The sequence below is a fragment of the Pseudomonas sp. 51_B genome (assembly GCF_017491595.1).
Classification (GTDB): domain Bacteria; phylum Pseudomonadota; class Gammaproteobacteria; order Pseudomonadales; family Pseudomonadaceae; genus Aquipseudomonas; species Aquipseudomonas promysalinigenes.
The window spans coordinates 103284-121442 of record NZ_JAFGYW010000012.1 but is presented as its reverse complement, the minus strand read 5'-3'; the positions used below and the strand labels follow the sequence as shown (position 1 = coordinate 121442).

The window sequence follows — 18159 nt, the reverse complement described above, 5'->3', positions numbered from 1 at the left end:
AGCCGATCATGCAAATCAAACTCGCCAACCCGCGCGGCTTCTGCGCGGGGGTCGACCGGGCGATCGAGATCGTCAACCGTGCGCTGGAAGTCTTCGGCCCGCCGATCTATGTGCGTCACGAGGTGGTGCACAACAAGTTCGTGGTGGAAGACCTGCGCAATCGCGGCGCTATCTTCGTCGAAGAGCTGGACCAGGTGCCGGATGATGTCATCGTCATCTTCAGTGCTCACGGTGTTTCCCAAGCTGTGCGCCAGGAAGCTGCCAGTCGTGGCCTGAAGGTATTCGACGCGACCTGCCCACTGGTCACCAAGGTGCATATCGAAGTGGCCAAGTACAGCCGTGACGGCCGTGAGTGCATCCTTATCGGCCACGAAGGGCACCCGGAGGTCGAAGGCACCATGGGGCAGTATGACCCGAGCAATGGGGGCGCCATCTACCTCGTCGAAGACGAAGACGATGTTGCCCAGTTGCAGGTCAACGACCCAGATCACCTGGCTTTCGTGACCCAGACCACGCTGTCGATGGACGACACCAGCCGTGTCATCGATGCCCTGCGCGCACGCTTCCCCAACATTGGCGGCCCGCGCAAGGACGACATCTGCTACGCCACGCAAAACCGCCAGGATGCGGTCAAGCAACTGGCCGGCGAATGCGATGTAGTACTGGTGGTCGGAAGCCCTAACAGCTCGAACTCCAATCGCCTGCGCGAGCTGGCTGAGCGCATGGGCATCCCGGCCTACCTGATCGACGGTGCCGAAGACCTGCAGCGCAACTGGTTCGACCAGGCAGCGCGCATCGGCATCACTGCCGGCGCTTCGGCCCCTGAAGTGCTGGTGCGTGGCGTGATCGACCAGCTCAAGGCCTGGGGCGCGACGGGCGCCGAAGAGCTTGATGGGCGGCCGGAGAACATCACCTTCTCCATGCCCAAAGAGCTGCGAGTTCGTTCGCTGATCTGAGTCAGGTGCCTGCGCACGGTGAGCCTGCCGTCTCACCTGTGCGCAGGTCGATTTTGCCAGCACGAGATATCACTACAGTGTGTGAGCGGCGCGTTGAGGTACGTTCGCACACGCTCAGCGTCGCGCCGAAGCGCCCCTCTGGCATTCCCTGGGCATTGAATGTCACTTGCCCACCTGCGTTTTCCGCTATTTTCATCGGCCGTGCCAGACGATGTTCGCGCAGCAGTTGCTGGTTGTGTGCGAGCAGCACCCGCCAACCTTTGCCCCAGTCATTCTCGATAGGCCGTACCAACACTTCCCGGCCTTGCAGAATGGCGTGGCCACGCGCACTTCGCAGCGCCTGGGCCAGTTCCCGAGCCGCCGCTTCCCCATGCAGATTTTCGCTCAACCTCGCGTAGGCAGGCATACCGAGCTGTGTGAGCAAGGCGACCATGGCCACAGCCAACATCATTTGAATCAGTGTTACACCACGTTGCCTCACCGTGCATTCCTCCCTGGAAGTGCTTCGCTGTAGCTTCACGGTCATTGGCCCAACGGTCCAGTCGACGAGATTCAATGCCATTGCAGGAAAAGTCGCGGGAGGTGCAGGGATGCGCAACAAGCAACGGGGCACGACGCTCCTGGAAGTGCTACTGGCTGTCATGGTGGTGGCCGTTGGCATAGTGGCCTCGGCCGCCATTGAGTTGAAGGCTTTGCAAATGACCGACAGCGCGCGCCGTGAGGGTGGCGAGGCTTTCGCGCGGTACAGCCAACACGAGCGGGGCCAGCCGTGAGGCGAACCCAGGCAGGCTTCGGGTTGCTGGAGGCGATGCTTGCCTTGGCGATGGGGCTGATGGTGCTGACGGCTGCCAGTCAGCTGTTGGTGGCCAGCCATCAAGCTTGGCGGCTGCAGGGGGCTGCGCTGCGGCTTCAGGACGATGCGCGGCTGGCGTTGCTGCGCATGGCCCAGGATGTCCGGATGGCCGGCATGTTCGGATGCCTGCAGCTCAGGCCCGACGACATCAAGGACCCATCGGCTCGGCAGGCACTGGCCCAGCCGCTGCTTATTGGGCCGTCGAGCCTGGAACTGGTGGTGGCCGAAACCTCTGCCTACACCGGCAAGCCTGACTGGACGCTGTTCACTGACTGCCGAAAAAAGGCCGTGGTTTCCGACCTGCCCCCGGCGCATTTCGGGGAGCATATGGCCTTGCGGCTTAGCCGTCACCGCTACGAGTTAAAGGACTCGACGCTGTATTTCGTGTGGGGTCGCAGTACCCAGCCGCTGATCGAGCACGTACGCCAGATGCAGGTCACTCATGAAAAAACGCCAGGTGCCGGGCGCATCGACATAGCCCTGACGTTGTTCGAGCCAACGCTGCAACTGGAACAGCGTCACGAAATCAGCATAGCGTTACGCAATTTGGGTGCCGACTCATGAACCGTGAACGCGGGATGGTGCTTTTACTGGCCTTGGTATTCAACCTGTTGCTGGCCTTACTGGCCACCTCGGCCTTGCGCCAAGCGCTGATCGAGACCCGGTTAAGCGGTGACATGCGCGAGAGCCTGCAGGCCCTTAAAGACGCCGACACTGTACTGCTGGCAGGCCTGCAAGCACTGCAGCGCTCACCGCCAGCGCCGTGCAACGACTGCCTGCCACCGGCAGGCCCGCATGACCTGCGCGGCCGCTGGCAAAGCCACGAGCTTGGCTATTTCCATTTGCAGAACCTTGGCCAAACCGACCGCGCAGTACACATGCCCGAAGGTGAATCGGTCACGTTGTACCGAGTGACAGCCGTGAGCCGGCAGCCATCAGCCAGGCAGGTGCTGGAAGCCGTTTATGCCATACCAACCGCTCAACCACAGGCCCCCAAGCGTATCCTTTGGCGGCAGAGACTGAGGCAAGACTGACATGCAGCAAGGGATGACGCTGATCGAGTTGTTGATTGTCGTGGCCGTGACCGGCATTCTGGCAGCCATTGCCTACCCCAGTTACAGCGAACAGCTCAGGCGGGCCGCACGAAGCGAAGTGGTTGGCCTGCTGCATGATGCTGCGCTGCGCCTGGAGCACCACCGCGTGCGCACCGGCCAGTACGCCGAAGGCGATCCACAACTGCCCGCTGGCAACCGCCATTACCGTTTGCAGGCCCTGCGTGACAGCGACACCTTCACGCTGATCGCTCGCAGGCTGCCAAGTAGCCTGATGGCCGAGGATCGCTGTGGCGACTATCAGCTCGACCAGGCAGGTGTGCGGAGTAATCCGGGCGCTGTTGGCGGCAGTGAGCGCTGCTGGGGAAGCTGACGGTTGGAGGTGCCCAGGCATCGCGGATTTACTTCAGGTGTTGGATCGACAGATGAGCAAGCAAGTAGTGGTGGTCGGTGGCGGCGTGATCGGCCTGCTGACCGCATACAATCTGGCGGCGAAGGTTGGCCAGGTGGTGGTGTGTGACCAGGGCGAAGTGGGCCGTGAGTCTTCATGGGCCGGTGGCGGCATCGTTTCGCCCCTTTATCCATGGCGGTACAGCCCGGCGGTTACCGCGCTGGCGCACTGGTCGCAGGATTATTACCCGCAGTTGGGCGAGCGCCTGTTCGCCACCACGGGGATCGATCCACAAGTTCATACCACGGGGCTGTACTGGCTCGATCTGGACGATGAAGCCCAGGCCCTGGCCTGGGCCGCGCGTGAACAGCGGCCACTCAGTGCCGTGGATATTTCAGCCGCCTACGACGCTGTACCGGTATTGGGCCCTGGCTTCAAGCATGCGGTCTTCATGGCCGGTGTGGCCAACGTGCGCAACCCTCGGCTGGTGAAGTCGCTCAAGGCAGCGCTGCTGGCGTTGCCTAACGTGTCCTTGCGCGAGCATTGCCAGGTCAGTGGTTTCGTCCATGAAAATGGGCGGGTGACGGGGGTGCGAACCGCCGAAGGCGTGCTGGCTGCAGATGATGTGGTGCTCAGTGCCGGCGCTTGGAGCGGCGATCTACTGCGCACGGTGGGGCTGGAGTTGCCAGTGGAGCCGGTGAAGGGCCAGATGATCCTGTTCAAATGTGCCGAAGACTTCCTACCGAGCATGGTACTGGCAAAGGGGCGCTACGCCATTCCACGTCGGGACGGGCACATTCTGGTGGGCAGTACCCTGGAGCATGCCGGTTACGACAAGACGCCAACTGAAGCGGCGCTTGCCAGCCTCAAGGCATCGGCCATCGAGCTGCTGCCTGCACTCAAGGATGCCACGGTCGTGGCGCATTGGGCGGGATTGCGCCCAGGCTCGCCAGAGGGTGTTCCCTACATCGGGCCGGTGCCAGGGCATCAAGGGCTATGGCTGAATTGCGGGCATTACCGTAACGGCTTGGTGCTGGCGCCGGCGTCATGCCAATTGTTCACCGATTTGCTGACGGGGGGCGAACCGATCATCGACCCGGCACCTTATGCGCCTGAGGGGCGACTAGCCTGAAAGCCGGCCCGGTGCGCGCGCCCCTGACTGCCGATAGGGCCTCACACGTGCCCGGCTTACCGAGATGGCCCAGGCCCCTGTTGCAGGTGAGCCTGGCTGCAATACCACTGGGCGCCTTGCTGTAGCGCACGGTCGTTGGGCAGGTGAACGCCGCAGTGCGCACAGCGCACCATCTGCAGCGGCGCATCGAGCTTGGGCTCGGCGTGTGATTGCTGGCTGACTTTGAATTTGCGCCACAGCCAGAACGCGGCGGCGATCAGGGCGATCCAGAAAAGTAGGCGAACCATGATGTCCAGCTTGTTGGTGATAGAAGCCGACAGTCTAGGGCGCAGCCATGAAAAAAGGGAGGCCTGGGCCTCCCTTTCTCACGACGCTTGTGTCAGTCGAACAGACCAAAGGTCATGTAGCTGAACCACGAGCGGTCTTTCTCGGCCTCTTTCGGGCCTGCTGGCACGATCGGGTCGCCGTTTTCGTCTTCAGGCAGCAGCTCTCGCGGCATCTCGTCGCGCGCATCCTGGAACTGCTTGACCACATCCTGGTTGGCGCGGGTTTCGCCCGGCGGCAGCGGTGTATCGGTTTCGATCAGGCCCAGGGTGGCCTTGGACAACCAACTGCGGCCGTCAGATTCGGTCTGCTGGGGCTGGAATTGGCCATCTACCAGGCTTGGATGGTCTGGGTAGTTGAGCTTTAAGGTTTCCAGGCTGGTTGCAGCCAGCTCGTCCAGGTGCATCTTCTGATACGCCTCGACCATTACGGCCAGGCCGTCGCCGACCGATGGGGTTTCCTGGAAGTTCTCGACCACGTAGCGGCCACGGTTGGCAGCTGCCACGTAAGCCTGGCGGCCCAGGTAATAGTCGGCCACGTGGATTTCATAGGCCGCCAGCAGGTTGCGCAGGTAGATCATGCGCTGCTTGGCATCGGGGGCGTAGCGGCTGTTGGGGAAGCGGCTGGTCAGCTGGGCGAACTCGTTGTACGAGTCGCGGGCAGCGCCCGGGTCACGCTTGGTCATGTCCAGCGGCAGGAAGCGCGCCAGCAGACCACGGTCCTGGTCGAACGAGGTCAGGCCCTTGAGGTAGTAGGCGTAGTCCACGTTCGGGTGCTGCGGGTGCAGACGAATGAAGCGCTCGGCGGCCGACTTGGCAGCTTCGGGCTCGGAGTTCTTGTAGTTGGCGTAGATCAGCTCAAGCTGCGCCTGGTCGGCGTAACGGCCGAATGGGTAACGCGACTCCAGGGCCTTGAGCTTGTTCACGGCGCTGGTGTAGCTGGAGTTGTCCAGATCAGCCTGAGCCTGTTGATACAGCTCGGCCTCACTGAGGTTCTCGTCAATGACTTCCTTATTGGAGGAACAGGCCGCGGTGAGCCCGAGGATGGCGATCAGCAGCAGGTGTTTCACTTGCATGGCGGCTTGCGTCCCTTTGACGGCCGCTGTCTTGGGCGGTGCCGTCCTGTTATGATGAGCGCCCCGGCCAACCCCGGGACAAAAGAAGCCGTATTTAACCACAAGCTCGCAGCCGAAACCAAAGGCTGTGCGCCCGCCGAATCGAGCATGTCCGAGATCATTCAACTTAGCGCAGAGGTACCGTCCGATTTGGGCGGTCAACGCCTCGACCAGGTCGCCGCCCAATTGTTCGCCGAGTATTCGCGTTCGCGGCTTACTTCGTGGATCAAAGAAGGCCGCCTGACGGTCGATGGTGCAGTCGTGCGCCCTCGCGACCTCGTCCATGGTGGCTCGCAACTCGTGCTTGAGGCCGAGCAAGAGGCCCAGGGCGAGTGGGTCGCAGAAGATATCGAACTGGATATCGTCTACGAGGACGAGCACATCATGGTGATCAACAAGCCTGCCGGGCTGGTTGTGCACCCGGCTGCCGGGCATGCCAGCGGTACGCTGCTCAATGCCTTGTTGCACCACGTGCCCGATATCGTCAACGTGCCGCGCGCCGGTATCGTCCATCGCCTGGACAAAGACACCACCGGGCTGATGGTCGTGGCCAAGACTCTGCAAGCCCAGACCAAGCTGGTCGAGCAGATGCAGGCGCGCAAGGTCAGCCGTATCTACGAATGCATCGTCATTGGCGTGGTCACCGCTGGGGGCAAGATCGATGCCCCGATCGGCCGCCACGGCGGCATGCGTCAGCGTATGGCGGTGACCGACGGCGGCAAGCCTGCCGTCAGCCACTACCGCGTGCTCAAGCGCTTCCGCTCGCATACCCACGTGCGTGTGAAGCTGGAAACCGGCCGTACGCACCAGATCCGCGTGCACATGGCCCATGTCGGCTTCCCGTTGGTGGGTGATCAGACCTACGGCGGGCGCTTCCGCATCCCGCCAGCGGCCAGCCCAACCATGGTCGAAGCAGTGAAGACTTTCCCGCGCCAGGCGCTGCATGCCCGCTTCCTGGCATTGGCTCACCCGATCACCGGCGAAATCATGAAATGGGAATCGCCGTTGCCGGATGACTTCGTCTGGCTGCTTTCGCTGTTGAACCACGACCGCGAGAGTTTTGTTGGATGACCGGCCTGACGCAGTCGCTGCTATTTCCCGATTGGCCTGCCCCGGCCTCGGTGCGCGCCTGTGTCACGACCCGCGCGGGCGGTGTCAGCCTGCCGCCCTATGAAACCTTCAACCTTGGCGACCACGTAGGTGACGACCCTGCCGCGGTCGCCGCGAACCGTCAGCGCCTGAGCCATACCTTCGACATCCAGCCCGCCTGGCTCAAGCAGGTGCATGGCCTGGTAGTGGCCGATGCCGACCCGGCCGTCGTTAGCCAAGCCGATGCCAGCTGGACCGACCAACCGGGGATCGCCTGCGCCGTGATGACTGCCGATTGCCTGCCGGTGCTGTTCTGCGACCGTGCCGGTACACGCGTGGCCGCCGCCCATGCCGGCTGGCGCGGGCTAGCCGGCGGCGTGCTCGAGGCGACCCTCGAGCGCCTGGCACTAGCGCCTGAAAAGGTGCTGGTCTGGCTTGGGCCGGCCATCGGCCCCAAAGCCTTCGAAGTTGGCCTGGAGGTGCGCGATGCCTTTACCGCTGTGCATCCTGAAGCTGCCAGGGCGTTTGTCGAGGGGCAGCGGCCGGGCAAACTGATGGCCGACATCTACGAGCTGGCGCGAATTCGCTTGGCGGCACGGGGTGTGTGTGCCGTTTATGGCGGGGGCTACTGCACGGTCAACGATGCCCGCTTTTTCTCCTATCGGCGCACCCCTCAAGGCGGGCGCTTTGCCTCGTTGGTCTGGCTCACCGGGCGCTAATCAAAAAAGCTGACCTCGGTCAACCCCGCTACGCTTGAAACTTCCAGAATCAACCTTATCTATAAGGTCATCTCAGGCAGGTTTCTTCACGAACAGGCGCTGTCCATCGCTCCTACCTGCCCTTTAAAGGAAGGTAACCCCATGCGAATAGACCGTTTGACCAGCAAGCTTCAGCTTGCAATATCCGATGCCCAATCCCTGGCCGTTGGCATGGATCACCCCGCCATCGAGCCCGTGCACCTTTTGCAGGCACTGCTCGAGCAGCAGGGTGGTTCGATCAAACCGCTGCTGATGCAGGTTGGTTTCGACATCAACAGCCTGCGCCAGGCTTTGGTCAAAGAACTTGATCAGTTGCCGAAAATCCAGAACCCAACCGGCGACGTGAACATGTCCCAGGACTTGGCGCGCCTGCTCAACCAGGCTGACCGCCTGGCCCAGCAGAAAGGCGACCAGTTCATTTCCAGCGAATTGGTATTGCTGGCCGCCATGGACGAGAACAGCAAGCTCGGCAAGCTGCTGCTCAGCCAAGGCGTAAGCAAGAAGGCCCTGGAAAACGCCATCAACAACCTGCGTGGCGGCGCGGCGGTGAACGACGCCAATGCCGAGGAGTCGCGTCAGGCGCTGGACAAGTACACTGTCGACCTGACCAAGCGCGCCGAAGAGGGCAAGCTTGACCCGGTGATCGGCCGCGACGATGAAATCCGCCGCACGGTGCAGGTGCTGCAACGCCGTACCAAGAACAACCCCGTGCTGATCGGTGAGCCTGGCGTGGGTAAGACCGCCATTGCCGAGGGCCTGGCCCAGCGCATCATCAACGGTGAAGTGCCAGACGGCCTCAAAGGCAAGCGCTTGCTTGCGCTGGATATGGGCGCACTGATTGCTGGTGCCAAATATCGGGGCGAGTTCGAAGAGCGCCTGAAAGGCCTGCTGAACGAGCTGTCCAAGCAGGAAGGCCAGATCATCCTGTTCATCGACGAATTGCACACCATGGTTGGCGCCGGTAAAGGCGAAGGTGCAATGGACGCTGGCAACATGCTCAAGCCCGCCCTGGCCCGTGGTGAATTGCACTGTGTGGGCGCCACTACGCTCAACGAATACCGCCAGTTCATCGAGAAAGACGCGGCGCTGGAGCGCCGTTTCCAGAAGGTGCTGGTGGAAGAGCCGAGCGAGGAAGACACCATCGCGATTCTGCGCGGCTTGAAAGAGCGCTATGAAGTGCACCACAAGGTAGCCATCACCGACGGGGCGATCATCGCTGCGGCCAAGCTCAGCCATCGCTACATCACTGACCGCCAATTGCCCGACAAGGCCATTGACCTGATCGACGAAGCGGCCAGCCGCATTCGGATGGAAATCGACTCCAAGCCGGAAGTGCTCGACCGCCTCGACCGTCGCCTGATCCAGCTCAAGGTTGAATCCCAGGCACTGAAGAAAGAGCAGGACGAGGCGGCCAAGAAGCGTCTGGAGAAGCTCACCGAGGAAATTGAGCGGTTAGAGCGCGAGTACTCTGACCTGGAAGAGATCTGGGCTTCGGAGAAGGCCGAAGTGCAGGGCTCGGCGCAGATCCAGCAGAAGATCGAACAAGCTCGCCAAGAGCTGGAAAGCGCCCGTCGCAAGGGTGACCTGAGCCGCATGGCCGAGCTGCAGTATGGGGTGATCCCAGACCTGGAGCGCAGCCTGCAGATGGTCGACCAGCACGGCAAGACTGACAACCAACTGCTGCGCAACAAGGTCACCGAGGAAGAAATTGCCGAAGTGGTATCGAAATGGACCGGTATTCCCGTGGCCAAGATGCTCGAGGGTGAGCGCGAGAAGCTGCTGAAGATGGAAGAGCTGTTGCACCAGCGGGTGATCGGCCAGGGCGAAGCGGTGACCGCCGTTGCCAATGCCGTGCGCCGCTCGCGTGCCGGGTTGTCCGATCCGAACCGCCCCAGTGGTTCGTTCCTGTTCCTCGGCCCGACCGGCGTGGGCAAGACCGAACTGTGCAAGGCGCTGGCCGAGTTCCTGTTCGACACCGAGGAGGCCATGGTGCGTATCGACATGTCCGAGTTCATGGAGAAACACTCCGTGGCTCGCCTGATCGGTGCCCCGCCAGGCTATGTGGGTTATGAAGAGGGCGGTTACCTGACCGAAGCCGTGCGTCGCAAACCCTATTCGGTGGTATTGCTGGACGAAGTGGAGAAGGCTCACCCGGACGTGTTCAACGTATTGCTGCAGGTGCTCGAAGATGGCCGTCTGACCGACAGCCATGGCCGTACGGTGGACTTCCGGAACACGGTGATCGTAATGACCTCCAACCTGGGCTCTGCGCAGATCCAGGAATTGGTGGGTGACCGGGAGGCGCAGCGTGCGGCGGTGATGGATGCTGTGGGCGCGCACTTCCGTCCGGAGTTCATCAACCGTATCGACGAAGTGGTGGTGTTCGAGCCACTGGGCCGCGAGCAGATCGCAGGCATCACCGAAATCCAGCTTGGCCGCCTGCGCAGCCGTCTGCTGGAGCGCGAATTGTCGCTGACTTTGAGCCCAGAGGCGTTGGACAAGCTGATTGCGGTGGGTTACGACCCGGTCTATGGCGCTCGTCCGCTGAAGCGGGCGATCCAGCGCTGGATCGAGAACCCATTGGCGCAGCTGATCCTGGCTGGCAAGTTCATCCCTGGCACTGCGATCACCGCCAAAGTGCAGGGCGACGAAATCGTCTTTGCCTGACCGCCGCTGCACACGAGCCCCGCATTTGCGGGGCTTTTTTTCGTGTGCGCGCCCGCAAAATCGAGGCTCTGCAACAATTATGGGTAACCCGCTGAAAATTTTGAAATTTTTGCTTGCATCAAAAAACGAGTGACCCTAATATACGCCGCGTTGTCAGGCACTAAGCGAATCACCAGCAACATCGGTGGCCGCAAAACAACTTACAAATCAGTAAGTTGAACGAAAAAAAGTGGTTGACAAGCAAAACGAAGAATGTAGAATAGCCGGCCTCAGCAGCTAGAACGCGAAAGCGGTAAGCCAAAGAGTCCGAAGCTAACACAGGCTTCGAAGTGGTAAAGATGTGCCGAAGTTCAGTTCCGCGATAGCTCAGTCGGTAGAGCAAATGACTGTTAATCATTGGGTCCCTGGTTCGAGTCCAGGTCGCGGAGCCAATCTCGGGGTGTAGCGCAGTCCGGTAGCGCGCCTGCTTTGGGAGCAGGATGTCAGGAGTTCGAATCCCCTCACCCCGACCATTTTCCGGGTCGTTAGCTCAGTTGGTAGAGCAGTTGGCTTTTAACCAATTGGTCGTAGGTTCGAATCCTACACGACCCACCATGTAAAAAGGGGCATCTCGAGTGAGGTGCCCTTTTTTTTGCAAGACCTCGGGGTGTAGCGCAGTCCGGTAGCGCGCCTGCTTTGGGAGCAGGATGTCAGGAGTTCGAATCCCCTCACCCCGACCATTTCCGGGTCGTTAGCTCAGTTGGTAGAGCAGTTGGCTTTTAACCAATTGGTCGTAGGTTCGAATCCTACACGACCCACCATATAGAAAAGGGCATCTCGAATGAGATGCCCTTTTTCTTTGCCCTGCATTCAGCAAAGCCACTGTGTGCGGGTTCACCGGCGAGTGGGCTGTAAGGCTACAGCCGCATTCACGCGAGAACCCGCTCCTAAAAGTGATCAGTGCAGCTTCAGACGCGGTTCGGTGCCTCGGCCAATCTTGCTGCCCAACATCATCAGCGCGGTGCGGAAGAACCCGTAAAGCGCCATCTGGTGCATGCGGTACAACGACACGTAGAACATCCGCGCCAGCCACCCCTCCAGCTTGACGCTGCCCATCAGGTTACCCATCAAGTTGCCGACCGCCGAGAAGCGCGACAGCGATACCAGTGAGCCGTAGTCCTTGTACGCGTAGGTCGGCAGTGGTTTGTTTTCCAGGCGCGCCTTCAAGCTTTGCGCCAGCATCGAAGCCTGCTGGTGCGCGGCCTGGGCGCGTGGGGGAACATTCCGGTCGCTGTCTGGTTGCGGACACGCGGCACAGTCACCAAAGGCGAAGATATCGTCATCGCGGGTGGTTTGCAGGGTAGGGCGCACCACCAGCTGATTGATACGGTTGGTTTCCAGGCCATCGATATCCTTCAGGAAGGCCGGCGCGCGAATGCCTGCCGCCCAGACCTTGAGGCTGGCCTGAATCACTTCACCGTCCTTGGTTTTCAAGCCATCTTCGGTCACTTCACTGACCGCGGCATTGGTCATCACCTTGACACCGAGCTTTTCCAGGGTCTTGTGGACCGGCACGCTGATACGCTCAGGCAACGCCGGCAATACACGCGGGCCGGCCTCGATGACCGTGATATGCATGTCCTTGGGCTGGATGCGGTCCAGGCCATAAGCCGCCAGCTCGTGGGCGGCGTGGTGCAGCTCGGCTGCCAGCTCCACGCCCGTGGCCCCTGCGCCGACGATGGCCACGCTGATCTTTTCGCTGGCTACATCACCAGCGTGCGCACGCAGGTAGTGGTTCAGCAACTGCTGGTGGAAGCGCTCGGCCTGCTTGCGGGTATCGAGGAACAGGCAGTGCTGCGCTGCGCCCAGGGTGCCGAAGTCGTTGGTGTTGGACCCCACCGCAATCACCAGGGTGTCATAGCCCAGCACGCGCGCAGGCAACAATTCGCGGCCCTCTTCATCAAGGGTTGCGGCCAGTTGGATCTGTTTGCCCTCACGGTCCAGGCCGCTCATGCGGCCCAGCTGGAAGTTGAAGTGGTTCCACTTGGCTTGGGCCACGTAGTTCAGCTCGTCTTCCGAGGAGTTCAGCGAGCCGGCGGCCACTTCGTGCAGCAGTGGTTTCCAGATGTGGGTGAGGTTGGCGTCGACCAGGGTGATTTCGGCCTGCTTGCGCTTGCCCAGGCTTTTACCCAGGCGGGTCGCCAGTTCCAGGCCGCCGGCGCCGCCGCCGACAATCACGATGCGATGAGTCATGGGGATATCTCATAAGGTTTACGGAATTCTTGGCCCAAAGGGCCGGCCGCAAACTGCACGAGGGGAGGGCGAGCGCCAGGCAGCTCATAGCACCAGTCCACTCAGCAGGCGGCTGACGAGGCCCAACCCGATGGTCACCGCCAGCACCAGCACAAGGAGCAGCCAGGGCCGAAAAGGCCGGCGCTCGACTTGATGCTGAGGGGCTTGCAGATACTCATCGACACGACGCTGATCTTCCGGGTTCAGGCGGCTGGTCATGGTGGGCCTCGTCAGGTAGACGTTTGAGACTGCACGAACGCCACAGTGTTCATGCTCGAACCTCACACAGAGGATAATGCTTTGCATCCTTGGCGCCGAGTCTACGCCATCGCAAAGAGTCTCGGCAGTGGATCAAAGACTGATGCCTACATCGAACACGATGCTACGCCCCAAGTTGCTGCGCAGAAAATCTGGCGCATCAGGGTGGGCGAACAGCACCCGGGCGAACGTTGGCCCAACCAGCGACAGCGAGCGCCAGCCCTGGCGCAGGTATTCGGTGGGCGGTGGGAAATGCGTGTTGAGGTCGAGCACCTCACGCTTGAGGCTGGCGAAGGCGATGATGTCCAACTCGCCCAGCTCCAGCCCGCGCTCGCGATAGTTGTGGGCCTTCTTGCGCAGGGTCGGCGCCAGGCGCGCAAGCAGCTCGGTGGCAGCAATACGTCGGGGGCGCGTCTGGCGCCGTACCAACTGCGCCAGAGAAAAGGCACTGCGCCGACGCTGCAGCTCTTCTCGCCATTCGTCGTTCAGCCGGCGGCCCTCGTCGAGCACGAAAAACACTTCGAATGCGGCATCGCGAAAAAGCACGTCCGGCGGCTCCTGGCCGGCGGGGGTGAAGTCATCGCTGCGATAAGGAATGTTCAGCCCTTGCAACAGGCGCTGGCACACCCAACGCTCCCGCTCCCATTTACGGGCGTTGGATAAAAAGGCATTGGCTTGTTCGGCCTGGATGGTAAGCAGGCGCAGGTAGTCGGAGTCATCCATGGGTACTAGCTTAGCTTGCAATTGTGACCGTAAGGCCCTGTTCGACCATGGGAATCGGCATCAGGGTATAGACTCGAAATAGACCTGCCCGGAGCAAGCTGCCTGTGATCAGCGCCTACGTTCTGTCTGCTGTCACCATGACCCTCGGTTGGCTGGGGTACTTTGCCTTGTTGATTTGGGCAGCATCACGTACGCGGTGGATAGAACTGTGCACGGATCGGCGGCGTCAGCACCTGCTGTTTGGTACGGTGTTCTGCTTGTTTGCCCTGTGGCTGGTGCGGCGTGATTTCGATACCGGTGTGTCGTATCACTTCATCGGCATGACGGCGGTGACCTTGCTGCTGGACTGGCCCCTGGCGGTGCTCGGGGGCTTTCTCGCCCAGCTTGGCTTGCTGGTGCTAGGGCGGCAGGACGTGGCAGCGCTTGGGGTCAACGGGTTGCTGCTGGTGGGCTTGCCGGTGTTGATTACCGAGGTGTGCGCGATCTTGGTCGAGCGTGCGCAGCCGCGTAACCTGTTCGTGTACATCTTCTGTTCGGGTTTTTTCCCCGCTGCGCTGACGGTGCTGATTTGCCTGCCGGTAGCATTAGGGGTGCTATGGCTGGATGGCCGCTTCGCTATGCCAGAGTGGCTCAGCGACTTTATCGGCTATCTGTGGTTGATGATGTTTCCGGAGGCATTCATCAACGGTACGGTGATCAGCGCCTTGGTGGTGTTTTGCCCGGACTGGCTGGAAACGTTTAACCGCACCCGGTATTTGCAGGCGCCGTGGAAGGATGACGAGCGCGGATGAATGTATCGACTGTGCCGAGCACTTCGCGAGCAAACCCGCGCAGAGGCCGGTAGGAGGGTTTAACTGCCAAGCGCCCGGTACAGCTACATCATGCTCAGTGCCGCGGCTCTAGTTCCCCGGAAAACAGCTCGTCTTCGGCGTCCGGGGCCACCGGAATCTTGTGCTCTTCTGCCGCCCAGGCGCCCAGGTCGATCAGCTTGCAGCGATCGGAACAAAACGGCCGGAACGCGCTTTTATCGTTCCATTCCACAGGTGCGCCACAGGTCGGGCAATCGACGGTCAATGGCTGGCTCATGGCTGGCCTCCTCGTAAAGTCAGGTAAAAGTGGTGCAAGCGGTCAATCTGCGTGTACAGCGCGGCCAGGTCGGCATTGTTGTTCACCACGTCGTCAGCATGAGCTAGACGCTCCTCACGGGCCAGCTGCGCCTTGAGGATGGCCTGCACCTGCTCGGGGCTGGTGTTGTCCCGGGCCAGGGTGCGTGCCACCTGGATTTCCTGCGGCACATCGATGACCAGCACGCGCTGGACCTTCTGATGTTGGCCCGATTCGATAAGCAGCGGCGACACATAAACCGCATAGGGCGACTGCGCCTTGGCCAGGTAGCTGAAGATTTCCTGGCCGATCAGTGGGTGCAGCAGTTGCTCCAGCCACTTGCGCTGAGCCGGGTCGGCAAAGATCAGTTGGCGCAAGGCCGCACGATCCAGTTGGCCATCGCCCTGCAACACGCCGGGGCCAAAACGCTCGACGATGCTGGCCAGTGCCGGGCGGCCAGGTTCGACTACCCAGCGCGCCGCTTGATCGGCATCGACCAAGTGCACGCCAAGCTCGACGAAGCGCTCGGCGGCGGCGCTCTTGCCGCTGCCGATGCCGCCGGTCAGCCCGAGAATCCAGGGGGTGAAGGCCTTGCTGGTCATCACATTCCAAACAGTTGCAGGTAGAAGGCGTATATTTCATCACCCCAGAGCACAGCAATCCACCCCGCAGTTGCCAGATAAGGGCCAAAGGCGATGGCAGTACTGGCCGATTGCTTGCGTAGGCGCAGCAGGCACAAGCCCGCGACCACACCGATCAGCGATGATAACAGCATGGTCATCGGTAGTACCTGCCAGCCGCCCCACGCGCCGATGAGCGCCAATAACTTGAAATCGCCATAGCCCATGCCTTCCTTGCCGGTGACCAGCTTGAATACCCAGTACACCGACCACAGGCTGAGGTAACCGGCCACCGCGCCCCAGAGGGCATCGGGCAATGCGACCAGCATATCGAAGGCGTTGACCATCAAACCCAGCCATAGCGTCGGCAGCACCAGCACATCAGGCAAAAGCTGTTGGTCCTGGTCGATCAGGCTCAGTGCCAACAGGCTCCAGGTCAGCATCAGCAGGGCAAGGGCCTGGAGGCTGACGCCAGAATGCCATGCCACCGCCATCGACAATAATGCACAGGCCACTTCGACCAATGGATAGCGGGCACTGATCGGCTGCTTGCAAGCCGAGCAGCGTCCGCGCAATGCCAGGTAACTGATTACCGGAATGTTCTCCCATGCGCGAATCGCATGCTTGCACGGTGGGCAGTGGGAAGCGGGTAGCAGCAGGTCGAAGCGCTCGTGCTGCCGGGTAGGCAAGCCCAGCACCTGCTGCGCCTCACGCTGCCACTGGCGCTCGAGCATGATCGGCAGGCGATGCACCAGTACATTGAGAAAACTGCCCATCAGCAGCCCGAGCACCGCTGCCAGGCAAATGAAATATGACGGCTGTTCAGCCAGTGCAGTCCAGGCGGCCATGTTCAGATCAAGCTACCCAGTTGGAAGATCGGCAGGTACATCGCCACCACCAGCCCGCCTACCAACACCCCCAGCACCACCACGATGGCCGGCTCCAGCAGGCCGGTCAATTGGTCCAGGGCATGACGCACCTGTTCTTCGTAATGGCTGGCTGACTTGTCCAGCATCTGGTCCAGCGTTCCGCTGGATTCCCCAATCGCCGTGAGTTGCACCAGCAAAGGGGGGAACAGTGGATCACTGGCCATTGCCTGGTTCAGCGCCTGCCCGTTGGCCATGCCAAGGCGTAGCCGCTGCACCGCTTGTTCGTGCAGGTCGTTGCCGCAGGCCCTGGCCACCGTCACCAACGCATCCAGCAACGGGACCCCTGCTGTGTAGGAAGTGGCCAGGGTTCGTGCGAAGCGCGCCAGCGCCGCTTGGCTAAGCAGCTTGCCGAACACAGGAATGCGCAAGGCCCTGGCAGTTAGCCACAAGCGCGCTGGCGCATGCTTCCGATACAGCCGGGCCAGGCCAAAACCCAAACCAAACGTGATCGACAACAGCAACGGCCCGAACCGTCCCACGCCTGTGGACAAGTCGATCACCCATTGTGTGAAGGCTGGTAAAGCAGTGTCGAAACCGGCAAACAATTGCTCGAAACGCGGGATTACCTCCAGTAACAGAACTGCCGAAACACCTAGGCCAGTCAGCAACAGCAGCAGCGGGTACAGCATTGCCTTACGTACCCGTTTACGCAGCAACTGATGCTGCTCAAGCATCCCCGCCAGTTGTTCCAGCTGCCGATCGAGCGTCCCTGATTGTTCCCCCACGCGTACCAGGTTGCAGTACAAATCATCGAACCACGCCGGATGGCGCTGCAGCGCATCCGCCAGGCCCAGCCCAGATCCCACATCCCGTTTCAATTTATCCAGCAAGGCTGCCTGCCCGGCACTGCAACCACTGCGGCCCATCACTTCGAAGGCCTGCAACAGCGGCACCCCGGCCCTGAGTAAGGTCGCCAATTGCCGGCTGAAGCCCGCTGGGTCGGCTTTTTCCCGTGGCTTGGGCAAGCGCCACTGCAAGCCCCCCGCTGGGCGCAGGCTTACCACGCGAATGCCCTGGCGCTGCAAACCGGCCCGGGCATAAGCCGGGCTGCGCCCACTCACTTGGCCACTGAGCGTAGCGCCGCTGGCGTCGTTCCCACGCCAGGAATAGAGATGCGTCGATGGGTTCATGCAAAGGTCCTTTTAGCTCGTGCGACAAGCCTGGAAACAGCTTGCCGCGTCCATGAGCGGGCGTATGTCCGTGTCGCTCACTAGAGTAGTTCAGCGAAGCGCGGCCCTTGCCGAGCAGGGGTGACAAAAGGTGTCTGTTCAGGCCTACTGCGCCGCTGCCAGTTGAGGGCGAGCCTGACCTTCACTCGAACCCGTATCAAAAAGGAAATCGTTCATGAAAGGGCAACGCGGTATCACCCTGATCGAACTGATGATCGTCGTCGCGATCATCGGCATTCTGGCGACCATCGCCCTCCCGATGTACACCAATCACCAGGCCCGCACCAAGGCGGCAGCGGGGCTGCTGGAAATCAGTGCGCTGAAGACGGCGATGGAGCTGCGCTTGAATGAGGGCAAGGATGTCAGCAACGTAGCCGAGTTGGGCGGCCAACCGACTACGGCCAACTGTGCTATCACGGTCAGCAGCAAGGCGTCGGATGGGGCAGGCAGTATCGAATGCACATTGGTCGATGCCCCGGCCAATGCATTGGGCAAGCGCCTTACCCTGACCCGCTCCCCGACGGGTTGGAGCTGCGCGACCGATATCGACGAGGACCTGGCGCCCAAAGGTTGCAAAGCGTCCTGAAGTAAAGGGAATAACGCCGGGGAAACAGGGGTTTACGTGACCGGGGCGGCAGTGGTACGTTGCGCTACACGCCGGTGTAGCTCAGTCGGTAGAGCAGCGCACTCGTAACGCGAAGGTCGCAGGTTCGATTCCTGTCTCCGGCACCATCCAGCTGTTCCGATAC

The 18159-nt window shown here is 61.3% G+C and carries 21 protein-coding genes and 6 tRNA genes; 17 read left to right on the top strand and 10 right to left on the bottom strand.

Going from position 1 to position 18159, the window contains the following annotated elements:
• Positions 1-8: 8 nt before the first annotated feature.
• On the top strand, positions 9-956 hold the full coding sequence (gene ispH, locus J5M56_RS15060) for a 4-hydroxy-3-methylbut-2-enyl diphosphate reductase (RefSeq protein ID WP_207937238.1): 948 nt from the start codon (positions 9-11) through the stop codon (positions 954-956).
• A 1-nt stretch (position 957) separates the two neighbouring features.
• Here the strand turns inward: ispH and J5M56_RS15055 are convergent, their stop codons facing one another.
• Positions 958-1437 (bottom strand): GspH/FimT family pseudopilin, encoded by a 480-nt coding sequence (locus tag J5M56_RS15055; RefSeq protein WP_207937237.1) that lies wholly within the window; start codon positions 1435-1437, stop codon positions 958-960.
• A 109-nt stretch (positions 1438-1546) separates the two neighbouring features.
• Here J5M56_RS15055 and J5M56_RS15050 point away from each other — a divergent pair, with 109 nt between their 5' ends.
• The 5 genes from J5M56_RS15050 to thiO are packed head-to-tail and all read left to right on the top strand — an operon-like array spanning position 1547 to position 4384.
• Positions 1547-1729, top strand: a complete 183-nt coding sequence (locus J5M56_RS15050; protein WP_207937236.1) for a prepilin-type N-terminal cleavage/methylation domain-containing protein — start codon at positions 1547-1549, stop codon at positions 1727-1729.
• Entirely contained in the window at positions 1726-2373 is a 648-nt protein-coding gene (locus tag J5M56_RS15045; RefSeq protein WP_207937235.1) for a pilus assembly protein PilW, read from the top strand. The genes J5M56_RS15050 and J5M56_RS15045 overlap by 4 nt, the downstream gene beginning before the upstream one ends.
• Positions 2370-2843 carry a hypothetical protein gene (locus tag J5M56_RS15040; RefSeq protein WP_207937234.1) on the top strand — a complete coding sequence of 158 codons (474 nt, stop codon included), beginning with the start codon at positions 2370-2372 and terminating at the stop codon, positions 2841-2843. Before J5M56_RS15045 ends, J5M56_RS15040 begins: the two co-directional genes overlap by 4 nt.
• A 1-nt stretch (position 2844) precedes the next feature.
• The gene (locus tag J5M56_RS15035) at positions 2845-3234 is read left to right on the top strand and encodes a type IV pilin protein (protein ID WP_207937233.1); all 390 of its coding nucleotides are present in this window, start codon (positions 2845-2847) and stop codon (positions 3232-3234) included.
• Between the two features lie 52 nt (positions 3235-3286).
• The gene (thiO, locus tag J5M56_RS15030) at positions 3287-4384 is read left to right on the top strand and encodes a glycine oxidase ThiO (RefSeq protein WP_186478209.1); all 1098 of its coding nucleotides are present in this window, start codon (positions 3287-3289) and stop codon (positions 4382-4384) included.
• A 56-nt stretch (positions 4385-4440) separates the two neighbouring features.
• Here thiO and J5M56_RS15025 read toward each other — a convergent pair whose 3' ends face one another.
• Together J5M56_RS15025 and J5M56_RS15020 are read right to left on the bottom strand one after the other, a co-directional pair.
• The gene (locus J5M56_RS15025; protein ID WP_060480201.1) at positions 4441-4671 is read right to left on the bottom strand and encodes a PP0621 family protein; all 231 of its coding nucleotides are present in this window, start codon (positions 4669-4671) and stop codon (positions 4441-4443) included.
• Between the two features lie 92 nt (positions 4672-4763).
• Complete coding sequence (locus tag J5M56_RS15020) at positions 4764-5783, bottom strand: outer membrane protein assembly factor BamD (protein ID WP_060480202.1); 1020 nt, start codon at positions 5781-5783, stop codon at positions 4764-4766.
• 147 nt (positions 5784-5930) lie between these two features.
• Between J5M56_RS15020 and rluD the strand changes: the two genes are divergently transcribed.
• The 8 genes from rluD to J5M56_RS14980 all read left to right on the top strand — a co-directional run bounded on the left by rluD (position 5931) and on the right by J5M56_RS14980 (position 11136).
• Positions 5931-6893 carry a 23S rRNA pseudouridine(1911/1915/1917) synthase RluD gene (gene rluD, locus J5M56_RS15015; protein WP_060480205.1) on the top strand — a complete coding sequence of 321 codons (963 nt, stop codon included), beginning with the start codon at positions 5931-5933 and terminating at the stop codon, positions 6891-6893.
• Positions 6890-7630: a peptidoglycan editing factor PgeF gene (gene pgeF, locus J5M56_RS15010; RefSeq protein WP_207937232.1), complete on the top strand. Its 741-nt coding sequence runs from the start codon at positions 6890-6892 to the stop codon at positions 7628-7630. Before rluD ends, pgeF begins: the two co-directional genes overlap by 4 nt.
• Before the next feature lie 141 nt (positions 7631-7771).
• Positions 7772-10336, top strand: coding sequence for an ATP-dependent chaperone ClpB (gene clpB, locus J5M56_RS15005; protein ID WP_186478212.1), 2565 nt, complete (start codon positions 7772-7774; stop codon positions 10334-10336).
• 355 nt (positions 10337-10691) lie between these two features.
• Positions 10692-10767 (top strand) — tRNA-Asn (locus J5M56_RS15000).
• A 4-nt stretch (positions 10768-10771) separates the two neighbouring features.
• Positions 10772-10848: transfer RNA gene (locus tag J5M56_RS14995), tRNA-Pro, on the top strand.
• A gap of 6 nt (positions 10849-10854) precedes the next feature.
• Positions 10855-10930: transfer RNA gene (locus J5M56_RS14990), tRNA-Lys, on the top strand.
• 48 nt (positions 10931-10978) lie between these two features.
• A tRNA-Pro gene (locus tag J5M56_RS14985) sits at positions 10979-11055 on the top strand.
• 5 nt (positions 11056-11060) lie between these two features.
• Positions 11061-11136, top strand: a tRNA-Lys gene (locus J5M56_RS14980).
• A 136-nt stretch (positions 11137-11272) separates the two neighbouring features.
• On the opposite strand, the gene J5M56_RS14975 is transcribed toward J5M56_RS14980, so the two are convergent.
• The 3 genes from J5M56_RS14975 to J5M56_RS14965 form a co-directional block, all read right to left on the bottom strand.
• Complete coding sequence (locus tag J5M56_RS14975; RefSeq protein WP_186478213.1) at positions 11273-12568, bottom strand: NAD(P)/FAD-dependent oxidoreductase; 1296 nt, start codon at positions 12566-12568, stop codon at positions 11273-11275.
• Positions 12569-12652: 84 nt separating this feature from the next.
• Complete coding sequence (locus tag J5M56_RS14970; protein WP_054886115.1) at positions 12653-12826, bottom strand: DUF3094 domain-containing protein; 174 nt, start codon at positions 12824-12826, stop codon at positions 12653-12655.
• 132 nt (positions 12827-12958) lie between these two features.
• Positions 12959-13588 carry a DUF1780 domain-containing protein gene (locus J5M56_RS14965; RefSeq protein ID WP_060480583.1) on the bottom strand — a complete coding sequence of 210 codons (630 nt, stop codon included), beginning with the start codon at positions 13586-13588 and terminating at the stop codon, positions 12959-12961.
• A gap of 104 nt (positions 13589-13692) precedes the next feature.
• Between J5M56_RS14965 and J5M56_RS14960 the strand changes: the two genes are divergently transcribed.
• Positions 13693-14379: an energy-coupling factor ABC transporter permease gene (locus J5M56_RS14960; protein ID WP_186478214.1), complete on the top strand. Its 687-nt coding sequence runs from the start codon at positions 13693-13695 to the stop codon at positions 14377-14379.
• Between the two features lie 94 nt (positions 14380-14473).
• Here the strand turns inward: J5M56_RS14960 and yacG are convergent, their stop codons facing one another.
• Genes yacG through J5M56_RS14940 form a run of 4 tightly spaced genes read right to left on the bottom strand, consistent with a single transcriptional unit; the run spans position 14474 to position 17371 of the window.
• Positions 14474-14674 carry a DNA gyrase inhibitor YacG gene (gene yacG / locus J5M56_RS14955; protein ID WP_186478215.1) on the bottom strand — a complete coding sequence of 67 codons (201 nt, stop codon included), beginning with the start codon at positions 14672-14674 and terminating at the stop codon, positions 14474-14476.
• On the bottom strand, positions 14671-15294 hold the full coding sequence (coaE, locus tag J5M56_RS14950) for a dephospho-CoA kinase (RefSeq protein WP_186478216.1): 624 nt from the start codon (positions 15292-15294) through the stop codon (positions 14671-14673). The genes yacG and coaE overlap by 4 nt, the downstream gene beginning before the upstream one ends.
• A complete protein-coding gene (locus J5M56_RS14945; RefSeq protein WP_060480580.1) occupies positions 15294-16160 on the bottom strand; it encodes an A24 family peptidase in 867 nt (288 codons plus the stop codon). Before J5M56_RS14945 ends, coaE begins: the two co-directional genes overlap by 1 nt.
• Before the next feature lie 2 nt (positions 16161-16162).
• The gene (locus tag J5M56_RS14940; protein ID WP_207937231.1) at positions 16163-17371 is read right to left on the bottom strand and encodes a type II secretion system F family protein; all 1209 of its coding nucleotides are present in this window, start codon (positions 17369-17371) and stop codon (positions 16163-16165) included.
• 214 nt (positions 17372-17585) lie between these two features.
• Here J5M56_RS14940 and J5M56_RS14935 point away from each other — a divergent pair, with 214 nt between their 5' ends.
• Positions 17586-17996: a pilin gene (locus J5M56_RS14935; protein WP_186478218.1), complete on the top strand. Its 411-nt coding sequence runs from the start codon at positions 17586-17588 to the stop codon at positions 17994-17996.
• Between the two features lie 70 nt (positions 17997-18066).
• Positions 18067-18142 (top strand) — tRNA-Thr (locus J5M56_RS14930).
• Positions 18143-18159 lie beyond the last annotated feature (17 nt).